Genomic DNA, 15,130 nt, shown 5'->3' on the forward strand with positions numbered 1-15,130 from the left:
GGGAAGGACCCGACATGCGACTCGATATTTTCTCGGAGATGCAGCACCCGAAGGAACACTGGACCCAGCCGGACCATGAGCACCGGCTCATCCGTGAAACGCTGGAGCAGGCGCGGCTGGCGGATGAGATGGGCTACGGCGTCTGGTGGCAGGTGGAGCACCACACCGCGGTGGAGTTCAGCTACAGCTCCGCGCCGGAAATCATGCTCACCGCCATCGCGATGGGCACGAAGAACATCCACGTGGGCCACTCGGCCGCGCTCGCGCTCCCGCGCTTCAACCACCCCATCCGCATCGCCGAGCGCTCCGCGTTCATCGACCATCTGAGCGGCGGCCGGTTCCAGCTCGGCATGGCCCGCAGCACCATCCCCGAGTGGCGCGTCTTCAACATCGACGCGGACTCCACCCGCTCGCAGATGCAGCAGTCCTTCGAGATGGTTCCGAAGATGTGGACACAGGAGAAGTTCTCCTGGGACACGCCGGACTTCCGCATCAAGGACATCAACGTCATCCCCAAGCCCTACCGCAAGCCGCACCCTCCCCTGTGGCAGGCGTGCTCCAGCCCCGCGTCCTTCGAGCAGGCCGGACGCAACGGCGTGGGCGCGCTCGGCGTGACGCTGTGGGCATCTCCCGAGCAGGTCGGCGAGATGATCCACATCTACCGAGAGGCGCTGAAGACGCGCTGTGAGCCCGTGGGCGAGTTCGTGAACGACCAGGTGGCCTTCTTCACCTTCGTGCACTGCGCGGACTCGGAGCGCGAGGCCATGGAGAACGGCGCCGCCCAGGCCGCGGCCTGGTACACCAACGGCTCCTTCACCTTCTTCGAGGCCAAGGAGCTCTTCGTCAGGACGGCCGCGGAGCTGGAGGCGCTCGCCAAGGACCCCGCGGGCGGTGGCCTGACCGGCCAGTACCTGCGCGGCAAGGACCCGAACGCGCCCGTGTCCCAGGCCCAGCGCATCCTCGGCCGCATCATGTCCGGCGAGGAGGTACCGCACGAGCAGGTCTGGGAAGTCTTGAGCGCGCAGGACTCGCTCATCGTCGGCACGAAGGACCAGGTGCGGCAGGGCCTCAAGCGCTACGAGTCGCTGGGCATCGACGCGCTGATGTCCTTCCACCAGGTGGGCGCCCTCTCGCACGAGGCCGTCCTCAAGAGCATCCGCCTCACCGGCGAGCTCATCCCCGAGTTCAAGACGCCCGCGCCTCCCTGAACCTCGGAGGACGATGAAGGGCCCCTCCCCCCGCTTCCCAGGCGCGCCATCGTGCGCACCTTGGGGAGCGGGGTTCGTCTCGCGGGGAGGGGATGGGGATGAGGGTCAGCCAGCTGACACTGGGATGGGGACTTGCCTGTGCGCTGTGGGCGTTGGGCCCCGCATGGGCGTCTGGCCCGCTCGTGCCCGCCCGGACACAGGGCAACCAGGCGAGTACCCCTGCCTCACGGCAGCACACCCCGAGCCGCCCCAGGCACTTCACGCGCGAGTGGTACGTGAGTCCGTCGGGCTCGGACTCCGCGCCGGGGACGAAGGCGGCGCCGCTGCGCACCATCGGCCGCGCGGTGCGGAGCGCGGGCCCCGGCGAGGTCATCCGTGTCCAGGCCGGCGAGTACGCGGAAGGCGTGCTCATCGACGGCGCCGCCGTGAAGGAAGGCCGGGCGAACGCGCCCATCACCCTGCTGGGCGAGGGCAAGCCTCGCATCGTCCCGGCCGCGCGCGGCGGCACGCTGGTGCAGGTGCGCAAGCCCCACTGGATTGTGGAGGGCTTCGAAATCGACGTGCGCGGTCAGCCCCGCTTCGCCGTCATCTTCGAGGGCAACACCACCGGCGCGCGGCTCACCGGCTGCGACATCCACCACGGCACGCTGGGCGGCGGCGTCAGCACCCACGGCGGCGCCCGGGACGTCCTCATCGACAACAACCACATCCACGACTTCCGCAGGCGCCCCAAGGGCGACTCGCACGGCGTCGTCATCCAGGCCACGTCGCGAAACATCACCGTGCGCGGCAATGACATCCACGGCAACTCCGGCGACTCCGTGCAGTGCCTGCTGCCCGAGCACAAGGGCCAGGCCGTCGCGCGCGACGTGCTCATCGAAGGCAACCAACTCCACGACAACGACGAGAACGCCGTGGACATCAAGACGTGTCAGGGCGTCGTCATCCGTGACAACACGATGTACGGCTTCCGCAAGTCGCCCACCTCCGCGGGCGAGGCCGTCGTCATCCACTTCTCCGCGCGCGACGTGCGCGTGGAGGACAACCGCATCTCCGACGCGGGGCGAGGCATCTCCGTGGGCGGCTCGCGCGAGGGCAACCAGCCCAGCCCCGTGAATGTGGTGGTGCGCGGCAATGACATCCGGAACATCACCCAGAGCGGCGGGAGCGACGGCGCGGGCATCCGCGTGGAGAACTCGCGCGGCGTGGAGGTGGTGGACAACACCATCGCCAACGCGGAGGGCTACGGGATGATGCTCGGCCTGGGCTCCAACGGCGCTCCCAGCGAGGACCTGACGGTGCGTGGCAACGTCATCCAGGGCCGCAACCTGGTGCGTCTGGGCAAGCACCGGCCCGGCCTGAAGATGGACCGGAACCGGTACGCCACCGAGGGGACCTTCAAGGTCGACCCCGAGGAGACGCAGGACCTGGGACGCTGGCGCGCGGTCTCCGGCGTGGACCTGAAGTCCACCCCGCTCCAGTGAGCCCCGGGCACCCCTCCGCTCGAGACAGCGGAAGGGGCCCGCTCCACACCACGGCTCAGGGCGTCTCGTCGGACGGCACGTCACCCGTGAGCACGCAGATGAGCGCGTCCGGGTCGCACTTCACGGGGAACAGCGGGTTGATGCCGGAGCCGCGCAGGCGGCCCACGGAGTAGTCCGCGTACGGGTCGCACTTCGCCTCGTCCGGCTTGCCCCCGGTCGCACAACCCACCACCGGCCAGATGCCCTTGGCCTGGTACGTCGCCGTGCACCCGTTCTCCGTGTAGCTCAGGTCCGCCTTGAACTGCGTGCCCGGAATGCCAGGCGTGTTGTAGATGCGCAGGTTGGACCACTCGTAGCGGAAGCTCTGCGCGGGCAGCGTCTCCGTGGCGGGCACCTCCAGCCGCGTGGGGCTCAGCGTGGGCACGTCACAGAAGTGGTCCTCGCCAGGGCCCTCGCTGGAGAACGCGCCCACCGAGTAGGGCGTGTGCGAGGCGTCCAGGTCCGGCCGCTCGTCGAAGTCCTCCAGCAGCCTGCCCAGGCGCGCGCTGCGCACGGCGACGGTGTCCCGCGCGTTGGGGTCCTGGCTGTAGTACTTCTGCAGGCCCAGCGACTCTGGCTTGAGCTGTGCGCACTGCTGGTCCGGATTCTGTCCGGGCAACAGCGTGTACACGGCGGCGAACGAACCGATGGAGCCATCGCTCACCGCGCGCGCCACGACACACTGAGGCTCCGGGTCCTCCACGCCACAGCCCGCGAGCAGAACCAGCGCGGCGACGCCTGGCCCCCATCCCATCCAACGAGTCTTCATGGGTGATTGTCCTTTCATGGTGGGGGCCTAGAAGCTGAGCTTCGCGCCCAGACGGATGGAGCGCGGCGCCTGGTAGGCGGTGGGGCGCTTGAAGTTGGGGTTGATGTCGGAGGTGGTGATGGGCAGGTTCGTCGCCGTGGAGATGACCTTGCAGCCCGGGTTGTTGGCCGTGAGGCACGCCGTCAAATCCGCCGGCTTTCCCCCCTGCTCAATCGCATAGACGCGGGTGAAGGTCAGCGTCTGGTCCACCGCGGTGTACTGCTGGAAGTTGAAGAGGTTGAACGCATCCAGCGACAGGCTCAGCGTGTAGTCCTGGGACAGCTTCTGGTTGACGCCCACGTGGGTGTCGATGTTGTGGACCCAGGGCAGCCGGCCGGCGCTGCCGCGCGGAAGGATGAACGTCTCCGAGCCGCTGCGCCGGGGGTGCGCGCCCAGGTAGTTGAGCGGCGTGCCGGAGCGGCTGCGGTAGCCACCACCGATGTTGACGCTCGTCCCCTTCGTCAACTGGAACTCGCGCGCGCCGAACACCTTGATGGAGTGCGTGCGATCTCCAGGCAGCGGGCCGTCGCGGTTGGTGGTGAGCGACAGCAGGTCGAAGTCGCGCGTGAGGTTGGGCGACAGCTGGCCGGTGTCCGCGCGGAACAGGCCGGAGTAGTTGCCGCGCAGTTGGGACCACGTGTAGCTGGCCTGGGCCAGCCAGCCGTTGGAGAACCCCTTCTGGTAGTACAGGTTCACCGCGTCGTACTTGCGCACCGCCTCCGGGAAGTCGGCCGAGTACCCCTTGCCGGGGTTGCCCAGGAAGAAGGTGTTGCCGTCGTCGCGGCTCATGTCCTCGATGACGTCGTTGAGCTGGCGGCGGGTGTACTGCAGGCCGAAGCGGCCGAGCAGCACCTCGTACTCGCCGCCCACCATGATTTCGTCCGCGGACTGGGCGCGGATGTTCGGGTCCACCGGCACGCGGTCTCCACCCTGCGCGTCCCAGGCCTGGTTGGGGCTCTCGCGGTTGCCGATGAGCTGGCGGTTGCGGCTGGCCACGCAGTCCGTCACCAGCGAGTTGCGGTCATTGGGGTTGCACGGCGGCGAGTCGTACGTGGCCGACAGCAGCTGCTGCTGCGGGAAGGACAGGTCCGCCATGTCCAGCGGCACGTTCTCGAAGAAGCGCGCGAAGTTGACGAACAGCTTGGAGCGGCCCTGCTGGGTGAAGTCGTAGACGGCGCCCACGCGCGGCGACCACTGGTTGGGCAGGTGCAGGCCCACCTTGTCGTCCAGGCCCCACAGCGTCTGCACGTCGTAGCGCAGGCCCGCGTTGACAGTGACGGTGTCCATGATGGACCAGCTGTCCTGCACGAAGCCGCCCACCGTCATCGACGTGGACGTGCCTTCCTTGCTGGCCAGGAACACCGGCGAGTCCGGCCCCTCCAGGTAGCCGTACTGGTTGAGGGTGTAGAAGCAGTCGCCGCCGGTGCACTCCTGCCAGGGCGTGCCGCCGGTGCGCGCTCGGTTGTTGTAGAAGCTCATCCGCTCCGCGTCGAAGCCCGCCTTGACGATGTGGTGGCCCAACGCCTGGAGCAGGTACGTGCCCATCACCTTGCCCTGGACCCGGTCCAGCTCCTGCTCGCTGATGGTGCCGGGGCCGCCGGTGGAGTAGGCGGTGACGGGACAGTTGCGGCGCTGCTCGGCGTCTGTGGCGCCACAGACGGACGGGTCCACCAGGGACTCGAACTCGGTGATGGTGTGGGGGCCGGGGTTGCGGGTGCGGCGCCAGGCGATGTTGGGCCGGGAGGCCAGGCCCGTGTCCGACACCAGCCCGGAGCCATCCGACGGCAGCGTGCTGTCCGACTGGTGGTGCCAGCCGAGCGTCGCGTCCACGAGGAACTTCTTGTCGAAGAACGACGAGGACTGCTTGGCGACGATGTCCATGACTCCGTTGGAGCGCCGGGTGGCGATGGAGTCGTAGGAGCCCTGCACGAAGCCGGTGCAGGACAGGCCCACGCAGACCTCCGGGTCACCGTCGTCGCTGAAGGCATACTTGCCGTCGCCGCCGGAGGAGCGCGGCGTGCCGAAGACGGAGACCGACAGGTTGTGGTCCGGGTTGAAGAGGTACGTCAGCTTGCTCATGTACTGGATGCTCCGCTCGTCGGCGAAGCGGGTCGTCTGCGAGCCTTCAATCGGCGTCACCTGTCCGAAGCCCGTCTCCGGGTCCCTGCGGCGCTGGCCCACCGCGGCGCAGCCAGCCGCCGGGTCCACCTCCGTGCAGAAGTCCAGCGTGCTCAACTGGCGGTCCACGCGGATGCGATTGAACGAGGGCGCCACGCCCACGTAGAACCAGAGCTTGTCCTTGAGGATGGGACCGCCCAGATCAAAGCCGAAGTCCCCCTGGTTCCACGGCTGTCCCTGCGCGGAGATGACGGTGCCTTCCTGACGGACCACCGTGCCGTTGCGCTGCAACGCACCGGGCGCCATGTTCGCGAACACCGAGCCGTGGAACTCGTTGGAGCCGGACTTGGTGACGACGTTGAGCACGCCACCCGTGGAGCGGCCGTACTCCGGCATGTAGCCACCGGTGATGACGTTGACCTCCTGGACGAACTCGACGGACAGGGGCGTGCCCAGCGTTCCCACGCTCGGGTCATTCACGGACAGGCCATCCACCACGTACTGGCTCTCCGGCGAGCTGCTGCCACTGACGCTCACGCCGTAGCGGTCCTCCGTGGCGCCCGGGGCCAGTTCGGCCAGCGACTCGAAGGAGCGCGACGCGGAGCCCTTCGTGCCGGGGCGGATGACGGCCATGGTGCGCAGGAAGTCCGCGTCCACGTTCAGGCCCGTCGTGCTGGAGCCGACGTCCACCGTGGGCGCCGCGCTGACCGAAATCTCCTCGCCGAAGGACGAGGGCAGCAGCTGGATGTTGACCCGGATGGTGCGGTCCAACCGCAGGACGATGTCGCTGCGCACGAAGGGCTCGAAGCCCTCGCGCTCCACGCGCAGCGTGTACGTGCCCGGCGGAAGCTGGGCGAGCCGGTACAGGCCGCTCGTGTCCGAGACGACCACGCGCTCACCCTGCAGCTTCGGCGACGTCGCCGTCACGACAGCGTCCGCGAGCGTGCGCTTGTCATCCGCGCTGGTGATGGTGCCGGTGATGACCGAGACGCCCTGCGCGAATGCCCCCGCGCCAATGAGCAGGACCGCGAGACACAGCCCGCGAGCAAGACCTACACGTATGGACAAAGCTGACTCCCTCCCGTGATTCGGGGAGGCACTCTGTCTCAAGACGCGAGAAAGCAACAATCCCTAATTAAACAGTACAGGCGGACGGGTCGCGTCACTCGCGGGAGGGGGCGCAGGCGGGGGCGCCTTGGACCAAAGGCCCGCGTGGGACGGGCACGCCCGATGAAGCTCCGTCGTCCACGTCCCGGCAGCCCCCTGGTTGCATGACCCCGGCAAGGCCCCTCACATCGCTGGCCACGCTCGACGGGGGCTTGCTGGACGGGATGCGGGCACACTTGCGTGAGGTCACCGAGCGGGAGCCAGGTGGGGCCACGTCGCGGGAGCGCGCGGTGGTTTATGCTGCGCGCCGCGTGGACGCTCCCCTGCCCTCCCGACGACGCTACCTGGTGGCCGCCGTGCTCTTCGCCAGCGTGAGCATGCTGGCGGCACTGGCGACGCTGTACGTGCAGGGCCTGCTCCCCGCCTCCGTGCCTTCCGCCGACGAGCCCTTCCACTACCAGGGCTTCGAGAAGGTGCTCCGGCATGTCCGGCCGGACGGCGACGTGGACTTCTCCTCCATGGGGCTGGAGCGCTCGGACCTGGACCGCTTCGTCGCGTCGCTCGCCACGTTCTCTCCGCACAACCGGCCGGATGTCTTTCCCACGTCGGAGGACGCGCTCGCGTTCTGGCTCAACACCTACCACGCGCTCGTGCTCCAGCAGGTCGTGGATGGGTATCCCTATCTGGAGAGCGTCGAGCAGCCGTGGCCGGGGCGCTTCTTCTGGGCCCGCTCGTGGCCCGTCGGCGGCCGGCGGATGACGCTGTGGTCGCTGCGCCATCGCATCCTGTCCGGGGAGTTCGCCGACCCGCGCGTCCACCTCGCGCTCTTCCACGCCACCCGGGGCGGCCCGCGCATGGACAGCTCCCACTTCCAGCCCGAGTACCTCGACGCGCAGCTCAACGAGGCCAGCCGCCGCTTCGTGGGTGACAAGCGTCACGTGCGTCTGGACAGGGACACCGTGCACCTGGCGCGGCTGTTCGACACGTACCGCGAGGACTTCCTCGCCGCCCTGCCCGAGGGCCGCCGGGGCAACGTGCTCCAGTTCGTCTGGGCCTTCCTGCCCGACACCTGCGAGGAGCGCCCCGGCTGCGACACCCGCGCCGACCTGGACCACGCCTGCGGCCCCAAGCTGGACCGCTGCCACATCGTCTTCGAGCCGGAAGACACCGCGCTCCCGGACGCCGCCGCGCGTCCCTCCCGCACGGCGCGCTGAAGTCCCTCACGCCGGCAGGCGCTGACGAGGCCCTGGCGGTGGCGTGTGCTCTTCGTTGTCGTCCTCGTGCGCGCGCGGGTGCTCCACCGGCCCCCCGTTGTTGCGCCCGCGCAGCCACTTCTCCAGCCCCACCACCGGCACCACCACCGCGCCCACCAACACGGACAGGCCAATGGCCTCCAGCGACAGCGGCGCCGTACCGAAGATGCGCCGCATGAAGGGCACGTACATGAAGGCGAGCTGCAGGAGCACCAGCGTCCCTATCCCCATGAACACGGAGGGGTTGCTGAACAGCCCCACCTTGCGCAGCGAGCCCGTCAACGTGCGGCACATCACCATGTAGAAAATCTGGAAGCTGATGACGGTGTTCACCGCCATCGTCTGCGCCTCGGCCAGCGCCCGCGCGTGCCCCACCTCCGGCACCTCGTGCGAGTACTCCCAGAGGAACAAACCAATGGCGCCCGCCGCCATCAACAGGGCCACGAGCCCCGTGCGCATCACGATGAAGTGGCTGAGCACCGGCGCGTCCGGACTCCGGGGCCTGCGTCGCATGATGTCCGACTCGCGCGCCTCGAACGCGAGCGGCAGCGCGAGCGACACCGTGGCCACCAGGTTTATCCAGAGCAACTGCGTGGGCAGCATCGCCATCAGCGGCACCGGCCCCCCGCCGAAGTCCTGGATGGGGAAGAAGGCCACGCCGCACAGGAGGATGAGCGCCAGGCCCAGGTTCGTGGGCAGCACGAAGGCCAGCGACTTGATGAGGTTGTCGTAGACGCGCCGCCCCTCCTCCACCGCCGCGGCGATGGAGGCGAAGTTGTCGTCCGTGAGGACGATGTCCGCCGCCTCCTTGGACACCGCCGTACCGGTGATGCCCATCGCCACGCCGATGTTCGCCTGCTTGAGCGCGGGCGCGTCGTTGACGCCGTCCCCCGTCATCGCCACCACGTGCCGTCGCTGCTGGAGCGCGCGCACCAGCCGCAGCTTGTGCTCCGGTGCCACGCGCGCGAAGACATTCGTGCGTTCGGCCACGTCCGCCAGTTCTTCATCGTCCAGCGCGCCCAGCCTCGCGCCCGCGACACCGGGCGTCCCCGGCTCGTGCAACCCCAGCCGCGCGCCAATGGCCTCCGCCGTCGCCAGATGGTCGCCCGTAATCATCTTCACGACGATGCCCGCCTCGTGACACGCGCGCACCGCGTCGATGGCCTCCTCGCGCGGCGGGTCCATCATCCCCTCCAGCCCCAGCAACTCCAGGCCTCCCTCCACGTCCTCCGGCGTCACACGGTCCCGCGCCTCCGGCAGCTCGCGCGAGGCCACGGCCAGCACGCGCATCCCCCGCCGCGCCAGCCGCTCCACCTCCGCGAGGACCTCCTCGTGCGACGCGGCGCCGCCCGGTGAGCACCGCGCCAGGACGACCTCGGGCGCGCCCTTGAGGAGCAGCACGCGGCCGCCCCGTCCGTCGTCATGCAGGGTGGCCATGAACTGGTGCTCGGACTCGAAGGGGATGGCGTCCAAGCGGTGGAAGCGCGCGCGGGCCTCGTCCACGCCGAGCCCCGCCTTCCGGGCCGCCACGACCAGCGCGCCCTCGGTAGGGTCTCCCGTCATCCGCCAGTCGCCATCCTGTCCATGCAGCGCGGCGTCGTTGCACAGCGCTCCCGCGAGCAACAGCTCCCGCACGTCCTCGGGCACCAGCAATGCGCTGAGCGGAGGCCCATCCCGGCGCAGCTCGCCCCGAGGCGCGTAGCCCACCCCGGTGACGGTGTAGCGCCCCGTCGGCGTCCACAGCGCCTGCACCGTCATCTCATTGCGCGTCAGCGTGCCCGTCTTGTCCGAGCAGATGACCGTGGTGCTGCCCAGCGTCTCCACCGCCGGCAGCTTGCGGATGACGGCGCGCCGGGCCGCCATGCGTTGCACGCCGATGGCCAGGGCGATGGTGACGATGGCGGGCAGGCCCTCCGGAATCGCCGCCACCGCGAGCGTAATCGCCACCACCACGGCCTCACTGAGGTCATAGCCGCGCCACAACCCCACGCCGAGCAGCAGGACGGACACGACGAGGATGGCCACGGTGATGACCTTGGCGATGCTCGCGAGCGCCTTCGTCAACGGCGTCTGGAGGTCCGTCGCCTCGCGGAGCATCTCGGAGATTCGGCCCAGCTCCGTGGCACCGCCCGTGGCCACCACCACCGCCGTGGCCGCGCCGGACGTCACCAGCGTGCCTCCGAAGACGACGCTCGTCCTGTCGCCCAGCTCCGCGTCCTCCTCGACGGCCGAGGGCTGCTTCGCCGCGGGCACCGACTCGCCCGTGAGCGCGGCCTCCTCGATTTGGAGGTTGCGGGAGGACACCAGCCGCATGTCCGCGGGCACCTTGTCGCCCGAGGCGAGCTCCACCACGTCACCCGGCACCAGCTCCGCGGCCGGCACCGCGCGCTTGTCTCCGTGACGCACCACCGTGGCGTTCTCCGGCACCATCCGGCTCAGCGCCTCGATGGCCTTGCCCGCACGGAACTCCTGCACGAAGCCGATGACGGTGTTGAGCACCACCACCGCCGCCACCACCAGCCCGTCCGTCACCTTCCCCATCACCACCGCGAGCACCGCGGAGACGATGAGCACCCAGATGAACGGGCTGTTCACCTGACGCCAGAGCAGCCGCAGCGGCCCTTCTCCCTTCTGGCGCTCCAGCACGTTGGGCCCGTGGCGCAGCAACCGCTCTCGCGCCTGCTCGTCTGTCAGCCCCTGCGCGCCGCTCTCCAGTTGCTCGAATACCCGCTCGGGCGGCAGGGCATGCCAGGGCACGGCTCCGCGTGAGGACGCACGGCCGTCCTCTCCAGTCGCGGCGGGTGGCGGCTCGTGCATGGGACTCCCCCTGACAGACCTCGGCGGTGACGGGAGGCTTCACCTCCACCTCACCCGGGAAAGCTATGTCCGCCCCCTCAACGCGCGCCGCGCCCGCTCTCGGGGGGAGCAGGCATCGGCACGCACCCGTGACAAAGGCGTTGCCCTTCGCGCACTTTCCAAGTAATCAAGAATTCAAGATTTTAACCACGTATCGACTTTCTCCTGATGACCTTCAGAAAGCCTGGTTGGGCCCTGGTGGGCGCGGTGCTGGTGGCCTCGGCCATCGCGCTGCTGCTCTTCCGCGGGACACCTCCTTCCTCCCCGGACAGCACCGACTCCGTGAGTGCCGCGAGGCAACCCACCTCGAGCGGTGTCCTCGTCGGCACGCCTTCGGGCGCGTCGCCTCCCACTGAACCGACCCCCGCGATTGAGCAGCTCCCGATACCGGGGTGCTGGGATGGGCTGCGCCAGCTCGACAAGACGGCCACGCTGGACTCGCTGCGCGAGGCGCTGGCCGTGGCGGTGGGCAATCGGGACAACCTGCTGGCGGCGTACCTCCAGGAGCGCCTGACGGAGCTGGTGGGCCAGGACGCGGGACGCGCGCTCCAAGTCATCGAGTGGGCGAAGCAAGCCAGTCCTCCGCAGCTGGGGCTCTACATGGATGCCCTCAAGGCCGCGCCGGCCGTGCATGACGCCAAGGTGTCGGAGGCGCTGCTGAAGCTGGGCGAGGACAAGAGCATGCCGCTGCAGAACCGCTCGGCGGCGCTGGACGCACTGGAGACGCAGCGTCGGCTGTCCCCCGGCGACCTCGCGCGACTGAAGGCCGTGGCGCTGGACGAGACGGTGGACTCCACGGCGTGGGTGGCCACGCGCACCCTGGGCCGGGTGATGAAGGAGGACTTCGAGCGCACCGGCACCCATGCCCCGTACTGGAAGGAGCTGCTCTCCATCGCCGGACAGTCGGATGACATGGCGGTGCGGCTGCTCGCGCTGGAGATGCCGTCGTACTCCAACCCGCTCATCGGCTCGGAGTCGTTCGATGAGTTGAAGCGCATCCTCACCACGGACCGCGAGCGCGACGTGCGGGAGATGGCCGCCTTCCGACTCGGCGTCACCCGCGAGCCGGAGGAGGCCCTGAAAATCTACGAGGCGGCCTTCGATAAGGAGCACGACGTCTGCGTGCGCTGGGCCATCTTCCGCTTCGCCGTGCGCGCCGCCGGTGAGCAGGCGCTGCCGCTGCTGGCGAGGTTCGCCGCGAAGGACCCGCGCTTCCAGCGCGACTACGCGGAGTTCGAGCAGCTCTACGCCTCGGGCACGGTGGACTTCGCCCGCATCTGGCTGGGCAAGGGCGAGCACCACGCGTGCCTCGTCGAGGAAGGAGCGCCGCACTGATGGACGCCCTCGTGAGGAGGCACCTGGCGCGCGCGCTGCTGGTGTCGGCCCTGATGTCCGGCGCGCTGTCCGCGAGCGCGGCCCCGCCCCTGCTGACGCCGTCCACGTGCACGGTGGAGACGATGCTGGTGGACGTGCGCGCGGCGCTGAAGGACGGCTCGCCCGCGCTGCGGCGCTACGTGAAGGTGCGGCTGCGCGAGGCGGCGCTGGCCCTGCCCGTCGCGGAGCTGCAGGCCGCGCTGGAACGGGAGCGCGAGCCGGAGGTCCTGGAGGCCCTGGGCGCGGCGCTGGCCACCAAGGCGAGCCACGCCGAGTCACCCACGCTGGTGCAGCCCCTGCTCGCGCGAGCCGCTGGAGACGCGGACCCGGCCGCGCGCGCGGCGGCGGTGCGCGCCTTGAGGGCCACGCCCTCCGTGGAGTTCATGGCGAAGAACGGCGGCGTGGTGACGTACGAGCAGCTCGCGCGGGACGCGTCCCCCGAGGTGCGCCGGGCCGTGGCCGACAACCTGATTGAAGAGAGCGCGCAGGTGTACTCGGGCCATGACCGCGCGGTGTCGGAGACGGCCGTGTCGGTGGCCACCTCGACGGAGGACCCGGCGGTGGCGGCGAAGCTCCTGGGCGAGATTTCCATGGAGGCCGTGGGCCACGAGGCGGTGGAGCGCGTCACCGGGCATCTGAAATCAGAGGACCCGAGCCTGCGCGCGGCGGCGGCCACGGCGCTGGGCGGCGTGCCGGGAGCCGAATCGGCGGGGGCGCGGCGCTCGCTGGAGGAGGCCTTCCGACGTGACGCGAATCCGGCGGTGCGCAAGGCGGCGCTGGAGGGAATCGCCCGGCTGGGTCAGGCCTCCGCGCGGCCGCTCTTGGAGTCGCTGCGCGGCGTGGACGCGAGCATGGACTTGGAAATCGACGCGTGGCTGTCCGCGCTGAAGCTCAACCTCCAGGAGTGGCACCTGCTGCTGCGCGAGAAGCAGCGGCTGCGGAGGTGACCCCTGCATCACCGCAGTGCCGCAGCGACACAACCCAGAGGAGGTTTTTCATGAAGGCAATGAAGTGGATGTTGGCCACGGTGGCCCTCACCGTGGCGGGATGGACCACCAGCGCGCTGTCCGCGACGGCGGTGGGCGCCATCTGTGACACGGCCGCTCGCGTGGGCTCCACGACGTACTACTCGTGCTCGGGCAGCAGCCACAACGCGCTCGACATGAGCAACGGCACGTGCGGCGAGTGGAACCACCGGGGGATGATCAACGTCAGCCGGTACTACGCCTACTACGGCGGCTGTGCGAACAACTGCAGCGGAGGCACCACGTGTAACGGCGGCGCGGGCAACTACTACGTCGTCACCGGCGCCACCGGCTGGGACTTCCGTCAGCTCCACCTGAACTCCAACGTGTCCTCCGGCTCCAAGACGTGTGACCGCTGCGCGCTCGGCCTCGTGGGCTCCACGGGCAACAGCACCGGCGCGCACGTGCACGCGGACAACCGTCAGTACGGCACCCGCATGACGGCCTGGTACACCAGCGTCGGCACCACGTGCGGCACCAATGCGTACTGCAGCAATCGCGTGGGTACCCCCACGCTGTAGTCGCGGTCGCCACACCCCGCGCCCCGCTCCGGTTACCCTATGGCCGGAACGGGGCGTCCCTCTTTTCAGGCGTCGGTGTGTCGAGCCGCGTCGGCCGCGGCCTCGCGCAAAAGCTCCCCCGTCGCCGCGTCCGCCGGGAAGAACGACTCAATCGCCAGCTCCGCCAGGGTGATGTCCACCGGCGTGCCGAACACCGTCGTCGTGCCGATGAAGGACAGGACACCTCTCGGTGTCTGGATTCGCAGCGGCAACCACGCCCGCGCAGTCGGGTTCCGCCTGCGATTCAATGACCCCGGTCCGTCACGGCGCTCGAATCGCACAAAGGTGACCTGACCCGGTCAGGCGGTCAGCGGCTCTCTCCAATTCGTGCATCCGTCCGCCGCCCGACGTCGTGTCGGACCGGCCAGGGAACCTCTGTCTTTTCCCGTCCCCTGCTGGGGCAGGCACAAGGGGCATCGATGTTCATGCGTCGAAGCTGGACCGTGGTGTTGCTGCTGCTCCTACCCAGAGTGGCGTGGGCGGAGGAAATCGGCGCGCCCCGGGCCGTGCCGGAAGGAGACGCCCCCTCCATCGAGCGGGCTGAGGAAGCACCGCTCGAACCGGCCTCCGAGGATGGTGAGCTTGCCCCCAAGGAGGACCCTTCAGCAGCAGATATCACCGAGGTGGGCTCGCGGTGGACGCGGTTGCTGCGCATGGAAGCGACGTCGCTGACGCTCCTGCCACGACGCGGCGCGCGGGAGGACGAGGGCTTCGTGCAACTGGAGCCCACCGTGCGAATGGCGAAGCGCGGGACGTTCCGCCTCAACCTGGGGGCACCGGTGCGGCTGCGGCTGTGGGGCGGCGGAGAAGACGCCGGCCCGGTGAGGAAGGAAGACTGGGACACGCTGTCTGACTGGGGGCAGGTGGTGCGCCTCCTCACCGTGGGCGGCGACGCGCCGAACTTCTTGTGGGTGGGCGCCCTGGAGTCCTACACGTTGCTGTCCGGACACCTGGTGCGCCGGTACAACAACCGTGGCAACCCGGACTACCACCCCGCCGGTGCGGTGGCGACGGGCAGGTTGGGACCGGTGTACGCGGAAGCCTTCGCCTCGGATGTGCTGGGCGCGCGGCTGGCGGGCGCGGAGGTGTCCCTGGATGTGCAACACGTCCTCTTCGGTCGGCCTCGTCAGTCCTCGCGTTACACGCTGGCGCTGTCGGCGGTGCACGACTGGGGGCGGGCAGGTGGCGCCTCGGAACCCCTGACGCTGGCGCACCTGGACGGCACCGCCATCCTCGTGAGGAGCAGGCGGGAGGACCGCGACTTCGAGTTGCATGTGGTGGGCGGTTGGGGTGGGCGT

At 69.5% G+C, this 15,130-nt stretch carries 10 protein-coding genes and 1 pseudogene; 7 read left to right on the forward strand and 4 right to left on the reverse strand.

Annotation, left to right across the window (positions count from 1 at the left end):
- Positions 1-14 precede the first annotated feature (14 nt).
- A complete protein-coding gene (locus HUW62_RS18785) occupies positions 15-1,208 on the forward strand; it encodes an LLM class flavin-dependent oxidoreductase (protein WP_163863892.1) in 1,194 nt (397 codons plus the stop codon).
- Positions 1,209-1,483: 275 nt separating this feature from the next.
- A complete protein-coding gene (locus HUW62_RS18790) occupies positions 1,484-2,692 on the forward strand; it encodes a nitrous oxide reductase family maturation protein NosD (RefSeq protein WP_163863893.1) in 1,209 nt (402 codons plus the stop codon).
- A gap of 55 nt (positions 2,693-2,747) precedes the next feature.
- On the opposite strand, the gene HUW62_RS18795 is transcribed toward HUW62_RS18790, so the two are convergent.
- Positions 2,748-3,500 carry a hypothetical protein gene (locus HUW62_RS18795; protein WP_163863894.1) on the reverse strand — a complete coding sequence of 251 codons (753 nt, stop codon included), beginning with the start codon at positions 3,498-3,500 and terminating at the stop codon, positions 2,748-2,750.
- Positions 3,501-3,527: 27 nt separating this feature from the next.
- The gene (locus HUW62_RS18800; protein ID WP_176435193.1) at positions 3,528-6,725 is read right to left on the reverse strand and encodes a TonB-dependent receptor; all 3,198 of its coding nucleotides are present in this window, start codon (positions 6,723-6,725) and stop codon (positions 3,528-3,530) included.
- A gap of 275 nt (positions 6,726-7,000) precedes the next feature.
- On the opposite strand from HUW62_RS18800, the gene HUW62_RS18805 reads away from it, so the two are divergent.
- Complete coding sequence (locus HUW62_RS18805) at positions 7,001-7,978, forward strand: DUF547 domain-containing protein (protein WP_255203506.1); 978 nt, start codon at positions 7,001-7,003, stop codon at positions 7,976-7,978.
- A gap of 6 nt (positions 7,979-7,984) precedes the next feature.
- Here HUW62_RS18805 and HUW62_RS18810 read toward each other — a convergent pair whose 3' ends face one another.
- Positions 7,985-10,834, reverse strand: a complete 2,850-nt coding sequence (locus tag HUW62_RS18810; protein WP_176435195.1) for an HAD-IC family P-type ATPase — start codon at positions 10,832-10,834, stop codon at positions 7,985-7,987.
- A gap of 207 nt (positions 10,835-11,041) precedes the next feature.
- Here HUW62_RS18810 and HUW62_RS18815 point away from each other — a divergent pair, with 207 nt between their 5' ends.
- From HUW62_RS18815 to HUW62_RS18825, 3 genes are read left to right on the forward strand one after another with little or no spacing between them, the layout of a single operon-like run.
- Positions 11,042-12,208 carry a HEAT repeat domain-containing protein gene (locus tag HUW62_RS18815; RefSeq protein ID WP_176435196.1) on the forward strand — a complete coding sequence of 389 codons (1,167 nt, stop codon included), beginning with the start codon at positions 11,042-11,044 and terminating at the stop codon, positions 12,206-12,208.
- Positions 12,208-13,194, forward strand: a complete 987-nt coding sequence (locus HUW62_RS18820) for a HEAT repeat domain-containing protein (RefSeq protein ID WP_163863898.1) — start codon at positions 12,208-12,210, stop codon at positions 13,192-13,194. The genes HUW62_RS18815 and HUW62_RS18820 overlap by 1 nt, the downstream gene beginning before the upstream one ends.
- A 50-nt stretch (positions 13,195-13,244) precedes the next feature.
- Positions 13,245-13,793 (forward strand): peptidase M23, encoded by a 549-nt coding sequence (locus HUW62_RS18825; protein ID WP_176435197.1) that lies wholly within the window; start codon positions 13,245-13,247, stop codon positions 13,791-13,793.
- Between the two features lie 65 nt (positions 13,794-13,858).
- Here HUW62_RS18825 and HUW62_RS18830 read toward each other — a convergent pair whose 3' ends face one another.
- On the reverse strand, positions 13,859-14,080 hold the full coding sequence (locus HUW62_RS18830; RefSeq protein WP_217911412.1) for a hypothetical protein: 222 nt from the start codon (positions 14,078-14,080) through the stop codon (positions 13,859-13,861).
- A gap of 171 nt (positions 14,081-14,251) precedes the next feature.
- On the opposite strand from HUW62_RS18830, the pseudogene HUW62_RS18835 reads away from it, so the two are divergent.
- Positions 14,252-15,130, forward strand: a pseudogene (locus tag HUW62_RS18835) (hypothetical protein); the annotation flags it as partial.

The organism is Myxococcus sp. AM011, assembly GCF_013372595.1.
Taxonomy (GTDB): Bacteria; Myxococcota; Myxococcia; order Myxococcales; family Myxococcaceae; genus Myxococcus; species Myxococcus eversor.

Excerpts from the sequence above, each read along its gene's own strand:
- HUW62_RS18810 (WP_176435195.1), bottom strand. The coding sequence starts at position 10,834 with ATGCACGAGCCGCCACCCGCCGCGACTGGAGAGGACGGCCGTGCGTCC.
- HUW62_RS18815 (WP_176435196.1), top strand. The coding sequence starts at position 11,042 with ATGACCTTCAGAAAGCCTGGTTGGGCCCTGGTGGGCGCGGTGCTGGTG.
- HUW62_RS18820 (WP_163863898.1), top strand. The coding sequence starts at position 12,208 with ATGGACGCCCTCGTGAGGAGGCACCTGGCGCGCGCGCTGCTGGTGTCG.
- HUW62_RS18795 (WP_163863894.1), bottom strand. The coding sequence starts at position 3,500 with ATGAAGACTCGTTGGATGGGATGGGGGCCAGGCGTCGCCGCGCTGGTT.
- HUW62_RS18825 (WP_176435197.1), top strand. The coding sequence starts at position 13,245 with ATGAAGGCAATGAAGTGGATGTTGGCCACGGTGGCCCTCACCGTGGCG.
- HUW62_RS18785 (WP_163863892.1), top strand. The coding sequence starts at position 15 with ATGCGACTCGATATTTTCTCGGAGATGCAGCACCCGAAGGAACACTGG.